Raw genomic sequence first — 16,016 nt, 5'->3', positions numbered from 1 at the left:
CCTGTCCTACGCAAGCGTCTTGTAGTCCGTATAGCCCGCGGCATCTCCGCCGAAGAAGGTTGCCGGGTCAGGCGAATTCAGCGATGCGGCGAGGCGGATTCGCGCAGGAAGATCCGGGTTGGCAATGAACGGACGGCCAAACGCGATGATGTCGGCCCGACCCGATGCCAATGCCTCCTGCCCAGTGTTGCCATCGTAGCCACGCCGCAAGCGCCGCGAAGGCGCCTCGTGGTAACTAGGGATCGATCAGATTCTTCGCCCTTTCGCCCGCCAGCGGCATGTCGCGCAGACGGTGACCCGTGGCATCGAACAGCGCGTTGCCGATTGCTCCGGCCGTCGGCCCAATCGTCGCCTCGGCCACACCAAGGAATGGATGGCCGGGGCGGTCGATCAGGTGCACGTTGATCTGCACCGGCACCGCCGGGAAGCGCAGGATCGGATAAGTCCCGCAGTCGTAGCTGCGCACGCCCTGCGGGTCGAAGCCATTGCTCGTAGAGCGTCCAACTGGCCGACTGGATCAGGTCGCCCTGGATCTGCTTGCGCACGCCATAGGGATCGACGATCTGGCCGCAGTCCACCGCCACTTCGGCAAGTTCGAGCTTCACCTAACCGGTGTCGCGCTCGACTGATACTTCCACAGCCATCGCCACATACGCCATCAGGTCGTGATGAAGAGCTCACGGCCAGTCAGTTTCTTCGGTATGGTGACCCGCTGTGGGAAGGGAAAGGAATACCCTATTCCCCGACTTACTCGAGATATCCCCCTCCAAAGAGTGAGACAAGTTTCCAACATGTTGCAATGCGATAGGCGTACGGCTGAACAGACTGGGGATCACCCCACGCTGGGAGGGGGTGGCGAGACGGGGTATCCGGGCTAACCTTCCGCCCACACAACATTCGAGCCATACAGAAAACGAAGAGGGTCAAATGGGATTTCGCTTCAGGAAGAGAATCAAGATTGCACCCGGCGTTGCAATCAATCTGAGCAAGAGCGGTGTGAGTGCTTCGCTCGGGGGAAAGGGACTTACCTATAACACACGGGGTAAAGTTACAGCGGGCTTGCCAGGTACTGGGTTGAGCTATTCTGCGAACCTCACCTCCGGGCGTTCCAGAACATCAAGTTCCGAAGACCGGGGCCCGTCGGCTCGTCAGCTGGCCACGTCTCAAACCATAGCCGACATCTTCGAGCGACTCTCGGCCTCCATCCGCAATTGCTGCGCATCGCACGGTGCTTATATTGATGCACAAGGCATCGACGCAGGCTTGGAATTTCTGTACCAAAGGCGACCGGAGCTGGAATCTCTTAGGCCTGCAATGGACGAGATTCTTACTGCCGGACGCTTGTTTGGCGATATGGGAAGTCTTACAGCCGCAGGAAAGGAGCGCGCCTTGCGTGCGCTCTACAAGGTTGAGGAAGCGCTAGCGGCAAATGCTGGTGAAACTCTTGGCGTCGATGCAGCGGCCGCCAGTGTATGGGCGGCCCTAGGCGAGAGACCGAAGAAGAAATGGGTGTCACGGGGAGTTTGGTCCACGCTAGCGCTCATTATCTTCGGAGGGCCGCTTATTTCGGGGGTGACGGGCATGGACCCCGGTCCAGCTTTTTTCATTACGATCCTTATCTCGGTGGGGACTTTCTGGGGACTAAGGCGAGGCTATCGCAGTAAGTTTGCGGAAGCAGAAGCACGGATCGACGCCGCCAATGCTCGATTTGACCAGGTGGTGGAGTTTGAACTGTCTCCTCGGCCAGCATGAAGTTCATCCTTACGATGGATTTGTAAATCATGATCTATACTGATCGCACAATTTGAGACCGCCTCGAGCGAGACGGCACCCAGCAGGGTGCCTGCGCCCGGCCCCAAAAGCCCGCCTTGAGCGGGCTTTCGCACATCCGGCGTACGAAAAGGAGTCGGGATGGAAAAGGGACCTGCCTATCGACGCGCGCAAGCGGCGCGTTTGAAGGCGAAGCGGCGGCGGTACTACAACGCTGCGGGATGTCGGCCTGTTGCTACATACGGACGTGCGGTGCAGCTGCTGGATGTGCGGCATTCCTCGGAGGCATATTGGTCAGCGCACGATTCACGAACCTCGTCAGAATCAACTAGCACTACACGATATTTGAGCGCAGCCCAGCGGACAGACCAGCGGCTGGCGTGGTAATGACTACCGCTGACAGAAAGCACGGGCCTATCTCTGTCTGCATCCGTACTGCGTGTATCGACTTGCGCGCGGCGCGCATCGAGGCCACCACTGGACTAGCCGAGGTGATACTCGAATGCGCAGAGCGTCCGCTGCCCGTGCCGTATGGCAGCGTGGTGGAGCACATCGTCGTGCATCGCGGCGACATTGGTGGTCTTCTGGAATGAGTCAAATTTGCAGAAGCTTTGCTCGCGGCATCACAACAGTGCAAAAGCAGAGTGAGGAAGCAGAATGTCTCAGAATTAGTTGAACGGCACGCTGATGGCCCGGGCCGATGCCCTTCTGTAGTGAGGACGGCGTTGAAGGGCGATTTTTATCCCTAGCATCGTTGCAGGTAACGAGTTGACCTCTTCGTTCGTATAAGGCGAGATCGAGTCAAGAACGTCCGCTTCGCCTTCGGGCCACCGGATGAACTCATAGATAACGCGTATTGATCGCTCATCAATGGGGGACTCGTGTTCTGAAGAGTCGCGTTCAAAGAATCGGGGCTGCATGCCAACCGCTTCGCCTGAGGTCGGTCGAAGTAGGTCGTAGAACTGGGATCTCCAATACGATCGTTCGCTGAGGTACATGTTGCGAATGCTAGGAGAATCGGCAGAAACCAGATCCGCCGCAGCGTTCGAGGCCAGAATTAGTCGCGCGCAATTAAGCCACGCCAAGCGATCATGGACTGGCCGATCACCGTTAGCGAGTGCGTTAAATGCCTTCTCAAGGCTCTTGGCCGCGAGTTCAAGGTGACGCATGTCTTCCGTTTCTCGATCCTTCTTTTCGGAAAGGGCGCGCTCGTGAATGATTGTGCAGACTAAGCCAGCGAATGCGGCGAAGGAAAGAAGTGGAGAAACTGTTCCGCCCACGAAGCTACCGAAATGGTCCCAAGCATTCGAATCTTTGGAGGGTAAGTACCCAAAGGCCTTCCACCACATCAGCAAAGGCACAGCTGAAAGCAAGGCGGAAATGGTGCTGATGGAGAGTAGGACTCGAATTCGGGTGATTTGCACGGCAGCGTTTCAATTTCATGGGGACAGGCATTCTAAGATCGGCTGGTTAGTATTGCTAACCCCCAAAGGGGGGTCAAAAGCTCAGGCCCGCTCCGAGTCCTGGATCGCACGTTCCCCACGCGTAGAATTTCACCCTCAGGGCGTTTGTTAAATTGCTTCAACAGTAACGGCCGATGACACCTTCCTACACGCGTGAAGCAAAACGTTTGCGGCTTGGACGGTCAAGCGTGGGCGGCGCGCAGCACGCTGCTTGCATTCGGCCAGTTTCATGAGTCCGCCTCTCCGAAACGCGATCGGACAGTATCTTTATAGGTGTCCGCTCTAAATTAAGCGGACGTCTATGCGGCCGCTAAGGCGCCTCAGCTTGCCCACGAGGTCTCATTTGCGGAAGACGGTGGCCGTGTTAATTACGATGGCGGCTTTACATAGCAAACCGTATGCCTTATGCATCGCTTATGCTCGGCTGCTGTGAGGCTACGTAGGACCGGGCCCGATACCGTCCAAGTGTCCCTGGCTAACACTGGGTCTATCGCCGCAGAGCAGACGAACATGGCTGATGCATATTCACGGTCGCGACGGCCAGTTTGGAGCCCGACAGTCTTGGAGAATGCGAGCGCTGTCTCCCCATCCGGATGTTGCCAAAGTGAAAGTCATCGACGTGAAGGTGTACTAAGAAGGAAAGCGACAGCAACAACGTCCCCATCTTTCAGAATTCAGCTTGGACGACCACGCAGCGCTTGTCGATATGCATCCACGCCAGCACGCGCGGTCTTGAGCTCCTCTTCCAGAAAACTCACCCGCCGGGCCAGCGCGTCGCGCTCGCCCCGGCAGGCCACCCGCACGTTGTCGGTCTCCAGGGCCCGCCGGGGGTCTGCGGCTGCCTGGCGCTCGCCCATCCGTGCCATTTGGTCCGTGGCCGCCTGCATCGCCGCGACGAGGCTCGCCTCCTTGTCGGCCACGGCACCGCATCCCGATACCGGCGCAACGGTATTACGTATTTACGTCAATGGCGTGCGCACGCTGTATGGGCTGATGACTTCGCCGTTCTGAGCTTGGCGGGCGGCCCATTCTCCGGCCTAGTGGGCATGCCCGTGTTCGTAATCGTCTTCGTCGTCGTGCGGCGCCACGCCCTCTCTTGACTTCCTGAGCCATCGCCGGGACAGCTCCGGATTGCGCTCGACGCCAAGGCCGTCGCGGTAAGCGCGGCCCAGAGTTGCCTGCGCAACCGGGTTGCCAGCCTCAGCGGACTTCTTGAGCCACCTGGTGGCCTCGCCGAAGTTCTTGCCGACGCCGTTCCCGGATGCGTAGCTGGCATACAGCTCGAACTGGGACTTCGGCGCGCAGCGGTCGTCCGTGCTTGCGGTCTTTCGATACCAGCGGAAGGCCCTGGCATAGTCCTGCTTCACCCCGCCAAGTCCGCGCTTGTAGAAGTCTCCCAGCATGCACTGCGACACGACCGAGCCACCCGCCGCTGCCTTCTCGAACCAGCCGAAGGCGGCGTCAGGTGCTTTCGGCACGGCGCTGTTGCCGTTCAGGTAGAGAAAGCCCAGTTCGGCCTGCGCCGCCGTGTTGCCCAGCTCGGCCGACAGTTTCAGGTATTCGAAATGCTTCGGCAGATCGAGCGCCTTGCCCGTGACGCCCTTGTAGTGCTGCGCCAGCTCGTACTCGACCTGTCCCTGGCCCGGCGTGTTCGCCCGCGCGAGGCCCGCCGTCGCGGCCAGCGTGAAAAGCGTGAATAGCGCCAATCCGTACCGTTTCATCATGACTCGAACCGCTTCAGAGGCGGCATCCCGGCGCCATGGCCGGGATGCCGCGTTGCCGTTACTGGAACGTCTGCGTGACGTCCGCTGGAACGACGATCTCGCTGGCCGGCGTCAGCGAAAGCGTCACTGCCTTGCCCTTCGAGATGGTCGCGAGCACCGCCTGCGCGTCAGCCAGCGAACCCAGCCGCTGCGTGCGCAGAACCTCGGGCGGATGAAACGTGCCCCGGGCCGCGTGGATCGACTCGACCGGGCCGCCCTTGTAGGTGACCGAGGTGCCCAGGCCGGGACTGAACTGCACCAGTCCCTCGGGAAGGTAGCCCTTGTAGCCTGCATCCTTGACGTCGACGTAGACCTGCACGTAGAACCCTGTCGGATCGTTCGTGAACGTGTCCGACGCGCTGGAGACTCCATTGGCCAGTAGCGGAATGGCGGGGTTCTTGTTCTGGGCGGCGTTAAAGCCCTGGATGATACGTCCGCCGTCCAGGATCGTCGCGGAGACTGAGGTCAGGCCGGCCTCGCGCCCCGGCTTGAACGGCCCCGAGGTTTCGATGCTTCGGTAGTTCGGATTTGCCGTGTCGCTGGCGGCGTACGAGATCACCGAGCGGCGCTTCTCCAGCTGGTTCTCGAACTCGCTCATGACGCCGACCCCGCCCACCTTCGCGGAGTCGAACACGCGGGACGCCAGCGCGTCGAGCATCGTCAACGGCCGGCCGGCATTGGCCGGATCCCGGTTGTACGCCTTGAGCGCCTGGTAGACCTCAACGATCGGATACTGGTTCGTATGCTGTGGCGACACGAAATCGACATCGATCATGTTCTGCAGGTAGCTGAACCCATGCTGGAATCCCAGCCGAAGCCAGCCGTTGGCCGCCGTCGGCTTTTCGAGCCCGTTGACGCCGTAGCCGCCGTGGTAGCCGAACGTGTAGAACTTGCCGTCGCCGGGATTCTTCACGCGGAACAGCATGTTCGTCGTCCCCGGCGTATGGCCCGGCGCCCAGATCACCATGATCTGCACGTTGCCGAAGTCATACCACTTGTCGTACTCGTAGAAGTTCGTCGTGCGCGCCCGGATCACGGTTTCCGAGGCGGGAAGCGCGCCGGCCAGACTCCAGTTGTTGCCCTGCAGGTCCGCCGAGACGCCTACCACATCCTCGCGCGAGCCCCACAGCTTGATCGGCTTGCCGGCGTTGTCCATCATCCTTAGCTGCTCGACGATGGTGCCGTAATGGTCCAGGTGGCCGTGGGTCAGGAAGATGTCGGTTACCGCGCGCGGGTCCAGCCCCAGCAGCTCCATGTTCTTCCAGTACTGGTAGCCGCTGTTGGGCCAGCCCGCATCGACCTTGATGATCTTGTCGTCCGAGCTGTCGCCTGGCGTCCCCATGTCGGCCTTGAGCACGTACGAGGCCACCTCGTTGTCGCCCACGTAGTACATGGTGTCCTTGACCATCTCGAACGGCTCAGTGCTGCGCGAGTACGGGGCGTTGGTCGGCGAGGTCGCGTTGATACTGCCGTACGGCTGGCCCGTGATGGGGTCGTTGCCCTTGCTGGCGAGCAGCGGGCTCAGCGTTGGCACTTCCCAGACCGGCTTGCCATCGGTCGTGGACTTGGGCGTGAAGTACCAGATGGCCACCACTTTGGCGCTCGCAGCGTTGGGGTAGCTCTTGTCGAATACCAGGTACGCCGCCTGCCGCGATGTCGTGCCGTAGTAGTAATCGGCCGTCACCGGAATGGAGGCGAAGTCCGAGACCGTGCTCTGCGCATAGTTGGCGGTGTTGACGTTGAAAACCTTCACGTCATCCGCCAGGTTGTAGGTCTCTTCATAGCGCTTGATCGGCGCCGAGTAGGGGCGGCCCGACATGTCGGCCAGCACCATGTTGCCGTCGCCCACCGTGATCGTGCCGGCGCCCTTGCCGTAGACCCATCCCGCCGCCACCATCGGTCCGGGCCGGTCCTGATAGCGCGACACCGACGCACCGTACTTCGCCAGGTTGAACTGGGCGTTGCTTGAGTTGCCCTTGGCTAGGATCACGTTGAAGGTCTGCGCAGGATCGGCGGGCACCGTCACCGTCCCGGCGCTGGCGCCCGGAATCCAGTCCACCAAGTTGCCCGGCACCAGCGTGGCCCGGATGGCCGCCACCGCATCGGCCGAGGCGGCCGGCGCCGACAGCGTCTGAATACCGTTCTGGGTCATTACACTAGCCTGCACGGCCTGGCCACCCGATGCGTCCGTACCGGTTACCGGCGCGCCGTACACGAGGCCGGCCATGCGGAAGGTCTCCGCAGTGGGCGTGGTCGTCGGTGGCGGCGTGGAGGGGCCGGGGCCGGTCGACTGCGGCGGATTGTCGTCCCCGCCGCACCCGAACAACGTGAATGCGACGGCCACTGCCGTCGCGGTACGCCAATGCGCGCTCTTGATCGCCATGCTGTCTCCTCTGGTTTTCTTCCTGATGCTTTTTTTTGTCACGCCGTGCGGCATGCCGCTCTGCTGCCAATGGCGCAAGAACCGTTTCGCCACGAATGTTATCGTTAACATTAGCGGACCGCACAGCGCCTGACGCTGCGGAATAACCCGTAGTGATGCGGAGTTGTCTGGAATGACTGCGGCACCGACGGAGCGGCAGGCCGCGCAATGCGCGCCTACGTGCTGGAGCGTTCGACGATGGAGAAGCCGACGTCGACAATGCGCTCGTCGAGCGGTTGCCCCAGCGCGCGGCTGACGATGCAATGGGCGGCCAGTTCGCCGATGCGCGGACCGTCTACACGCACCGTGGTCAGCGCGGGCTCCAGTTGGTCGGCGAAGTTGAGGTCGCCGAAGCCCACCACCGCGAGTTGTCGCGGCACCTCGATGCCTTGCGCGCGCGCCTCGACCAGTGCGCCGAAGGCCAGCGAGTCGGAGCTGCAGAACAGCGCGTCGATGTCACGGTGCTGCGCCAGGACCGCTCTCAGCGCCTGACGGCCATCGGCCAGCTTGGCCGGCGCCGGGACGAAATGCGCCACCGGCTGCGCCAGCCCTTGGGCGCGTGCCGACCTGGCAAACGACGACCAGCGGCGCTGCGACCGCTGGTCATCGGCTCCGATCAGCGCCAGCTTCCGACGCCCCCGACTGACCAGGAAGCGGCTCACCTCCCTGCCCACCGCCTCATGAGAGAAGCCGACCAGCACGTCTAGCGGCTGTTCGGTCAGGTCCCAAGTCTCCACCACCGGAATGCCCGAGGCGAGCAGCCGCCTGCGGCCTTCCTCGCTGTGGCCGACGCCGGTCAGCACGATGCCATCGGGACGCCGCGAGATGATGTCCGTCAGCAATTCGTCTTCCTTGTCGTCGCTGTAGCCGCTCTGCCCCACGATCAACTGGTAGCCCCGTCGCGCGAGGCCGGCGGCGAGGGCTTCGATGGTGTCGAGAAAAATCGGGCCCGTGAGCGTCGGGAGCACGGCGGCGATCAGCCGGCTGCGACTCGAGCGCAGCGCCTTGGCCGCGCTGTTGGGCACGTAGCCGGTGCTGTCGATGGCCGCGCGGACCTTCGCCAGCGTGGCAGGATGGATGTTTTCCGGGGCGTTGAGCACCCGCGACACCGTCATGGCAGACACTCCGGCAACGTTCGCCACGTCCTTCAGCGTGACGCTCAGGCGTGGCGAAATTGGCTCGACGAGGGGCGTGGGCGGACGCTGGCGGGGCATGGCCCGATTGTACTTCAGGCCCCGGCGCAGTTCGCAGGGGCTGCGCACCGTGTACGTTTTGCTAGCGGTTCGGGCGCACGGCAATCGGTCGACGCGATTATGAAATCGCGCCCAATGTCACCTGCGCTAGACGGTGTCCCCCGCTGCTTCGCCACCATGCACTTCGGCGCTGACCGAAGGCACCGTGGCCGGCGCTGGTATCGCGGGCGGCGTGATTGCCGGCTCAGTCACCGACGATGCTGCGGGCCACCGGCATCGGCCTCGGTATCCAGGGCGCGGCGCGGGCCGCGCTGCAATACAGTCAGCGCCGGGTCCATGCCGCGGCGCTGACGGCCATCGCCTCGTCGGCCGGTCCGCTCGACGTAGCGCGGTCGCGGCCTGGGTAGTCAGGCTTCCGGTGCCGATCGAGCCCGACGAGCGGGGCCGCGTGACCGTGAAACCGGATGGTGGGCGGACCCGGTCTGCGCCGAAAGGAAATCGTGTGTTCGGTAGTCAAGGCGAAGGCGCCCGAGCCGTTCTACGCGGCCATGATCTGCCAGACCGCGCAGGGCTCGCGCCCGATACAGCAAGAAGAACAACGAAGACGCCTGCGGCGCATCGAGGTCCACATCTCGAACCCAACCAAGGTCCACGCTGCTGAGAATGATGCCATTGAACTCGGTCCCATCCTCCCAGTAGATTCATGCTCCCGCCTTCAACGCGTAGATGCGACGCGTCCTCGCGAGTTCACATACCTCTCAACCAGCGCGTCGATGTGTTTTGAGCCGGAGGCCACCATATCGGCCGGCACGGCGTCATCGCCAGCGGACCGCTCGTGTTTTTTCGGCATCGACGCCATGCGCGCCAACATTTTCCGGCGGGGGCACGACCGCTTGCCTCTTGATGGTCATAGCTAAAACCCGTTTATCTTCATGTACGTAGCCAGTGACTATCCAGTGCGCGGCGCCGCCGGGTTGGCGGTGGCTTCAGCGTCATGCCGCATTTAGTCTAGAAGCACGGTCCCTCCGACCCCACGGAGACCGACCATCAGTACACTCCCGACCCGTCGTCCGCGTCGCAACTCTCAATACAGATTCGAACGGCTTCAAGAACGTCGCCGCGGCCCGCCAACTCAGGAAGAGGGTTCCTGCGCCCGGGGCATACGGGCTAGGGACTGGATCCTTGGTTGTACTGAAATTAGGGAGTTTATGGATCGAACATAAACTCCCTAACTTTTATACACTTGCGCTAGAAAATCTCCTAAAAGAGGCGCCGGATACACTCTCCACTTCCTCATTACCAGACCCCCGCGTATTCCTAGGGGGCCGATCAAAAATCTGCTAGATCTCCAGATTTAATCGGAAATGCTGGCACACTGTCCCGCAACCCTTGGCTATGATCATATGGCACTTTTGTTGCGGTCCTTGCCCACCATGGACCCGAATGCACCGTTAATCAGATCGACGCGATACACCGAAATGGTCCTATCGGCGCTGTTGGCACCACCACGAATTGCGTGGTGCGCGCATGCTGCGAAGCATGACGGCCGTGGCGTTCGACATCACGCGCGGTTCGGTGGCGGCCTACTACCCCGAAGCCAACGAGCCGGTGGCACTGGAGCACTACGACTCCCGTAGCGGCACCCCGTCATACAAGTGCGTGCCTGTATTCCTGGGGGCGTCTGACGGCGCCGGCGGATCCACGCTGCCTCCAGAAAGAAACGGGACGGCGCCCGGCAACATGTCACCGGGCGCCGCACCTGAAACCTGACAGATCAGCGGCTCGAACCGCGCGCGACGCCGGTTCCCGTGGGCCCCCTGCCGGACGGCAACGCGCTGCCCTTACCCCGCTGCAGCCGCTGGTAGGCCCGGATCCCATCGGGTTGCCCGAAGTACCCGCCCGACGAGTTGCACTTGCTTGACATTGATCCGACATGGCCCTGGCTGAGCGCGTTGGGAGGCCAGCTCAGCCAGGTCTTGGATACCTACCAGCGGTAGCGCACGCCGAGCTTCGCGCCAATCGCGTTGCTGTCGCCGAAGTTCTGCAGGCTCGTGCGTGCCAGCAGTTCCCCGTAGACGCTGTAGCGGTCGTCGTCCCAGTTCAGCGACGCGCCCACGCCCAGCCCGGCCCACAGTGCCTGCTCCTTGCTGACCACGCTGATATCGGCCACGCGTGCCGACGTGCCGTGCAGGAAGTCGTAGTACAGGTTGGTGATGCCGTACACGTGAGAGCGGCGGGTCTTGCCATTGCTGGCCGCCCACTTGGTTTCGTGGTCCAGCGACACACCGAGGCGCGAGACCAGGCTGTTGCCGTTATCGCGCGAAACGTTGGCGCCATAAGGGTCCGTGAACGCATCGAAGCGCACCTGCGACCACGCGAGCTGCGCCTGGGGCGTGACCGACCAGTTGCCGCCCAGCGCAAGCTGGTGGCCCGCTTCCACGCTGGTTGCCACGCCGCTGCCGCGATTGCCGTTGGCAAGCTTCGTTGCCAGCGTAGACGAGCGGAGGTCGGTGTCGTACCACGTCAGCGTGGCGCGGGCATCGACATACGAGCCATTGTTACCGTACCACGTTGCCGTGCCGCCGAAACCATAACCGGTGGCGTCGATCGCGCCATTGCCGAACATCGAAGACACCTTGGAGTTGGCAATGCCGTAGTGGAACGTGGGGCCCACCACCAGCGTGCCGGAGGCGTTCTCGATGACCGGCGCATCCACGCCGCCCTCGAACTTCCACATACGGACGTTGTAGCTGGCGCTGGTGGTGCTGGTCGACGGATCGATGTGGGTGTTCGAACCTTCCACGCGCGCCCAGGCGCCACGGCCGATGATCGGCTTGCCGGCGTCCTGCTCGGCCTGCACGGCGGCGTTGGGCGACCACGAGCGATTGCCCACGCGCTGCTGCAGCGTACCCAGTTCGTTGAAGCGCTGCAGCACGCTGGAATAGGCTTCGTACAGCGGCACCGTGGGCGACAGCAGCGGGGCGGCTGCGGCGGATGCGGCCGAACTGCTGGCAACCGTCGAATCGGCCAGCGTCGAGCGCAGGTACCAGTCACCATCGGCTGGGGTGGACACGCCATTCTTGACCAGCCGGTACGCGTACGCACCTGCGACCACGGCTTGCTGGCCCTGGAACGTGTAGTCGCCTGCCAGCGTGAAGGCGCCATTCGATGCGCCTTGCACGTCGATGACCTTGATGCCATCGACCGTCGCGGCGCCCGAGCCGCCAACGTTGACGGCGCGGATCTGGCTGGTGCCCGAGGTATCGCCCGTCACGACCAGGCGTCCGGTGGCCGACGTGTCGCCGCCGAACACCGTGTTGATGCGCACCGTACCGCCATTGCCGATGTAGTTGCCGGCGACGGTCAGCACGCCCGAACCACCGCCCGGCGTCACGGTGCCCGTGTTGATGACATTGCCGAAGATCGTGCCAGTGCCCGACAGCGTACCGGCTGCGTTGACCGTGACCGGGCTGGTGATCGAGCCATCGACGGCCAGCGTGCCGAGGTTGATGGTGGTCGGCCCGGTGTAGGTGCTGGCGGCCGTCAGCACCGTGGTGCCCGTACCGTTCTGCGCCAGCCCGCCCGCGCCCGAGACGGTGCCGCCATACGTATAGGCATCGGACCGGTTGAAGGCCAGAGTCGCGCCGCTGTTGACCACGACATCGCCGGCCAGGCTGCCGCTGGTGCCCCCATTGCCGATCTGCAGCGTGCCTTGGTCCACCGTCCACGGTGCCGCGACCGTACCGGTGCCGATCAGCGCCCAGGTGCTGGCGCCGGTCTTCGTGAACGTGTCGAAGTAGCGGTACTGCGCGGCGTCGCCGATGGTGGAGACGTCGAACACGCTGCTGGTGTCGCCTCCCAAGCGGAAGGCGTCATTGGTATCGGAGGCACTAGCGACCACGTTGCCGACGATGCTTGAGCCGGCTTGCAGTTCAAGCGAAGAGATGCCACTGCCCGTGGCAAACTCGATGGCGTTCGCATAACCGCTGCCGGCCCGGATGGTGCCGGAATTAACGATGGAAATTGCGGGCGTGCCGGTTGCCACGAAAACCGCAGTATTGCCCGCGCCACCCTCTATCAGTCCGGAGTTGTTCAGAGAAGCTCTCACGCCGCCCGTGAAACGAATGGCGCGACCACCGCCCGCGCCGCCACTCAGGTCAGCGCCACCTCGGATGGTGCCCAGGTTGACAATGCTGCTGCCGGTCGTCACGTTCACATTCACCCCGGCCCCCGCCACCCCCCCGAAACCATCGCCGCCTACAATGAGACCCGTTGCGCCATTCACAAGATCTGCGCCACTCGACAGCGACACCCCTGAACTTAAGCCGCTAGCACTCAAATCAGCGCCTGTTGCACTGCCGCCCTTTATCGAGCCGTTGTTAAGAAGGTCGGTGTTTACTAACAACGAGGCGCCGACACCTCCACCGGTGCCGACCACCGTCGAGTCGCCACCAGTCGCGGTCCCGTTCAGAATTGCCTGCCCTCCGCCGGCGACGAATAGCCCGGGATTTGCCGTTGTTCCCGCTGAGGCCGCGAAGGTGCCGGCGAAAGTTAGAGGCGCAGCCGAAGAAGTGACGAAATTTCCGATAGTCCCGCTTCGCGTCAGTACGAAGCCGTTGGTGTCGATGGTGATTGGCTTAGTCGGACCTGCGAATACATAGAAAGTATTCGTGGTAAAACTCGCCGTCAGACGAATGATTGCGCTGGAATCACCGTCGGCGTTTGCCGCAGCATACGCCGTCTGTAGCTCGGCCAGATTGGACGCCGTGTATTCACTAGCTGCCGCCCCCAAAGGAAACAGCACCGCGATGGCCAACGTAATGGTGGACACTTTGGGAGCGCACACCCCTGAGCGCTCGATTCCGCGACGAATTTTGAACTGCATGCTATACCTGTAATTGTATGGTCTTAGCTACAACATCGTAGCGATGGCGATGGTAGAGCACGGGATGAAGTTACGTAAGCGTGGCACAAGGGTCGTGGCAGAGTGACCACGTCCTGGTTGACCCTATTGCAGGTAGGTATATATCTGTATTAGTGGGGACACGCGTAATCTAAGACTTGCGAACAGAAGCCCACGCCTCTGCCACTTCGTTATCCCCTTGGATGTGCCATTGCGCATTACAAGAGGCGCCGAATGGGCGGTGACCGAACTGTTTTTGGATGCGGCACCCACGTAGATGAATACGCTCAACGGGGGTAGTCCCCGTACCGAGGACGGTCCTTCCTACGGCTTATTCGACTTCAGCCAATGGGTTAACAACTACCCATCGAAAGTCCAACCCCTTTCTAGCGACTATCCGGTCTCGACCGGCAGACCGGCGCCATCGGAGCCTGGCGATTAATTGCATTCATGACACCCCCTATTTTCGGACGGGCTGGTAGCAACTCGGTGGCATACGGATCTGACCAACACCCTACCTTTGTGGGGCATCTTCCCTTAGAATTCGAGTGCATCTTTCGTATCTCAGAATTGGAAGAGTTCTTCCGCAACAGCTGCCAATATTTCCTTGCCCGCGCGACGTCCAAATCTGATTGCTGTCACGTGGATCTCGCTGATGATCGCTACAGCGCCTGCAACCGCAGGGACTGTCGGGGAAACGCGGAGCCCGTCTGAAGCCGGGGCATTGACCCCGCCGGAAAACACCGAAAGGCAAGCGGTGGCGGACGTAGTAGTTAAGCTCCTTGGTTACTCTCGCTGGCCAGCAGGGAGCCAAGTCGTGCGTGTGTGTATTGATGACGCAGCAGCCGCCATCTCCTCCGGGTTGAACGGACAAGCCACCTCAAACGGCCGTCTGATAGACGCGAAGCTCCTCAAATCCCTGGACACCGCATCCGTAACGCGCTGCGACGCCGTGTATCTGGTCGATACAGCGGATAGCCGCCGCAAAACGTTGGTCTCCGAACTTATCGGTAAGCCGGTACTGGTTATCGTTGAGAAGGACCAGGCTTGTGAGGTAGGCAGTATGTTCTGCTTAGACATCCGCGAAGAGCGCGTAACCTTTCGCATCAATCTTGACTCGATCGCACGCAGTAGCATTCGCGTGCACCCAGGGGTGCTGCAATTAGGCCGGCGCACGGCAAAGGCGCAATGAGTATCTTCACTCGCCGGCCGGCGCCGACAGACTCAGCGTCGAGAAGGCGTGTGGAGTCAAACCAGGATAGTCGGCTGACACTCTATGGCGCCCTTCGCCGTGCACACCTCGGCGTCGCACTAATTGCTGTGCTGACAGCCGGCATTGCGCTGACAGTGGTGGGTCTGACCGCGCTGCGAGCCTATGCTGACCACAATCTCCGGCTTGTGGCGCGTTCAATCAGCTATACGGTGGAAGCGGCCGTTGTGTTTCGGGACAAGGAGGCTGTACTGACGTCTTTGTCTGCCATCACCGCCACCGAGAACGTCGCCGGGGTCACCGTCCTTGACACAGCCGGTAACGTGCTGGCCGAATGGCATCGTACGCCCCGCCTATCAGCGACGATATTGCCCCGGATCATCGGAGATTGGCTAACACCCGACCCTGTTGACATCCCGGTATCCGGTGCGAATAAGGTCGTAGGCATCGTACGAGCCTCCGCCGACCCGACCGCGTTTGTACATTTTTTGCTCCAAGGTGCACAAGGGGTGCTCGTGTGTCTGCTGCTCACAGCGGTTGCGGCTCACTATCTGTCTCACCGGATGATGCGCGACATCGTCGCTCCCCTCAAAGAGCTAATGCGAGTCGCACACACCGTGCGTTCGAAGCGAGCTTTCTCGCATAGGCTACCCGCAGCCCGCATCGCCGAACTGAACGAGCTGTCCGATGACTTCAACGCCCTACTAGCGGAGCTAGAAAGTTGGCAGATGCAGCTCCAACGCGAAAAGAATGAATTGGCGCTCCGGGCAAGCCATGATGGATTGACCGGACTCCTGAATCGGTCAGCGTTCTTGCAGGCGCTTGAAACGGCCGTTAAATCCGCTGCGGTCCATGGGCATTTCACCGCGGTGCTCTACCTGGACAGCGACAAGTTCAAGTCAATCAATGACCATTTCGGACATGCTGCAGGCGATAAGGTCTTGGTTGGCATCGCTCAACGGCTCATCGGCTGCGTACGGGAAAGCGATGCCGTCGCTCGCCTGGGCGGCGACGAATTCGCCGTGCTGATTCGCACGTTGAGACAGCCTCAGGATGCAGTACAAGTGGCCGAGAACATTATTTCGGCGATGTGTGTGCCGTTCCCGATCTCCGAGACCGACACGCTTAATACGGGGCTCAGCATCGGGCTGGCCATCTATCCCATTCATGCACAGTCTGCCTCAGCGCTTCTCGACGCTGCCGACGCCGCAATGTACGAGGCAAAGCGCGACGCCAAGGGTACCTGGCGCGACGCTGCGGCTTCGTCATCCGGAGGATAAAATAGCGTCGCA

At 61.8% G+C, this 16,016-nt stretch carries 13 protein-coding genes and 1 pseudogene; 6 read left to right on the top strand and 8 right to left on the bottom strand.

What is annotated here, in order from left to right; translation table 11 throughout:
- Positions 1-6: 6 nt before the first annotated feature.
- Positions 7-210 carry an oxidoreductase gene (locus tag EV147_RS19625; protein ID WP_407923262.1) on the bottom strand — a complete coding sequence of 68 codons (204 nt, stop codon included), beginning with the start codon at positions 208-210 and terminating at the stop codon, positions 7-9.
- Between the two features lie 25 nt (positions 211-235).
- Positions 236-677 (bottom strand): annotated as a pseudogene (locus tag EV147_RS19620) (molybdopterin cofactor-binding domain-containing protein); the annotation flags it as partial.
- Between the two features lie 250 nt (positions 678-927).
- Between EV147_RS19620 and EV147_RS19615 the strand changes: the two are divergent.
- Together EV147_RS19615 and EV147_RS19610 are read left to right on the top strand one after the other, a co-directional pair.
- Positions 928-1,752 carry a DUF4236 domain-containing protein gene (locus EV147_RS19615; protein ID WP_130392902.1) on the top strand — a complete coding sequence of 275 codons (825 nt, stop codon included), beginning with the start codon at positions 928-930 and terminating at the stop codon, positions 1,750-1,752.
- 404 nt (positions 1,753-2,156) lie between these two features.
- On the top strand, positions 2,157-2,363 hold the full coding sequence (locus EV147_RS19610; protein ID WP_130392901.1) for a hypothetical protein: 207 nt from the start codon (positions 2,157-2,159) through the stop codon (positions 2,361-2,363).
- A gap of 75 nt (positions 2,364-2,438) precedes the next feature.
- On the opposite strand, the gene EV147_RS19605 is transcribed toward EV147_RS19610, so the two are convergent.
- The 4 genes from EV147_RS19605 to EV147_RS19590 form a co-directional block, all read right to left on the bottom strand.
- Positions 2,439-3,194, bottom strand: a complete 756-nt coding sequence (locus EV147_RS19605) for a hypothetical protein (protein ID WP_130392900.1) — start codon at positions 3,192-3,194, stop codon at positions 2,439-2,441.
- A 713-nt stretch (positions 3,195-3,907) separates the two neighbouring features.
- Positions 3,908-4,153 carry a hypothetical protein gene (locus tag EV147_RS19600; protein WP_198680299.1) on the bottom strand — a complete coding sequence of 82 codons (246 nt, stop codon included), beginning with the start codon at positions 4,151-4,153 and terminating at the stop codon, positions 3,908-3,910.
- A gap of 117 nt (positions 4,154-4,270) precedes the next feature.
- On the bottom strand, positions 4,271-4,957 hold the full coding sequence (locus EV147_RS19595) for a tetratricopeptide repeat protein (RefSeq protein ID WP_130392899.1): 687 nt from the start codon (positions 4,955-4,957) through the stop codon (positions 4,271-4,273).
- Between the two features lie 58 nt (positions 4,958-5,015).
- Positions 5,016-7,223 (bottom strand): MBL fold metallo-hydrolase, encoded by a 2,208-nt coding sequence (locus tag EV147_RS19590; RefSeq protein ID WP_157994712.1) that lies wholly within the window; start codon positions 7,221-7,223, stop codon positions 5,016-5,018.
- Between EV147_RS19590 and EV147_RS26010 the strand changes: the two genes are divergently transcribed.
- Positions 7,222-7,512 (top strand): hypothetical protein, encoded by a 291-nt coding sequence (locus EV147_RS26010; protein ID WP_157994711.1) that lies wholly within the window; start codon positions 7,222-7,224, stop codon positions 7,510-7,512. The two genes, EV147_RS19590 and EV147_RS26010, sit on opposite strands and share 2 nt — an antisense overlap.
- A gap of 82 nt (positions 7,513-7,594) precedes the next feature.
- Here EV147_RS26010 and EV147_RS19585 read toward each other — a convergent pair whose 3' ends face one another.
- Positions 7,595-8,632 (bottom strand): LacI family DNA-binding transcriptional regulator, encoded by a 1,038-nt coding sequence (locus tag EV147_RS19585; RefSeq protein WP_130392897.1) that lies wholly within the window; start codon positions 8,630-8,632, stop codon positions 7,595-7,597.
- Positions 8,633-10,138: 1,506 nt separating this feature from the next.
- Between EV147_RS19585 and EV147_RS19580 the strand changes: the two genes are divergently transcribed.
- Complete coding sequence (locus EV147_RS19580; protein ID WP_130392896.1) at positions 10,139-10,381, top strand: hypothetical protein; 243 nt, start codon at positions 10,139-10,141, stop codon at positions 10,379-10,381.
- Between the two features lie 214 nt (positions 10,382-10,595).
- Here EV147_RS19580 and EV147_RS19575 read toward each other — a convergent pair whose 3' ends face one another.
- Positions 10,596-12,827: an autotransporter family protein gene (locus EV147_RS19575; RefSeq protein WP_198680298.1), complete on the bottom strand. Its 2,232-nt coding sequence runs from the start codon at positions 12,825-12,827 to the stop codon at positions 10,596-10,598.
- A gap of 1,342 nt (positions 12,828-14,169) precedes the next feature.
- On the opposite strand from EV147_RS19575, the gene EV147_RS19570 reads away from it, so the two are divergent.
- The gene (locus EV147_RS19570) at positions 14,170-14,706 is read left to right on the top strand and encodes a YfiR family protein (RefSeq protein WP_130392894.1); all 537 of its coding nucleotides are present in this window, start codon (positions 14,170-14,172) and stop codon (positions 14,704-14,706) included.
- Complete coding sequence (locus EV147_RS19565; protein ID WP_130392893.1) at positions 14,703-16,004, top strand: diguanylate cyclase domain-containing protein; 1,302 nt, start codon at positions 14,703-14,705, stop codon at positions 16,002-16,004. Before EV147_RS19570 ends, EV147_RS19565 begins: the two co-directional genes overlap by 4 nt.
- Positions 16,005-16,016: the final 12 nt, after the last annotated feature.

This window comes from Cupriavidus agavae, from assembly GCF_004217045.1.
In the GTDB taxonomy this organism is placed as follows: domain Bacteria; phylum Pseudomonadota; class Gammaproteobacteria; order Burkholderiales; family Burkholderiaceae; genus Cupriavidus; species Cupriavidus agavae.
Note: the sequence above shows the minus strand (reverse complement) of the source record. Positions and strands in the feature narration are given on the sequence as shown.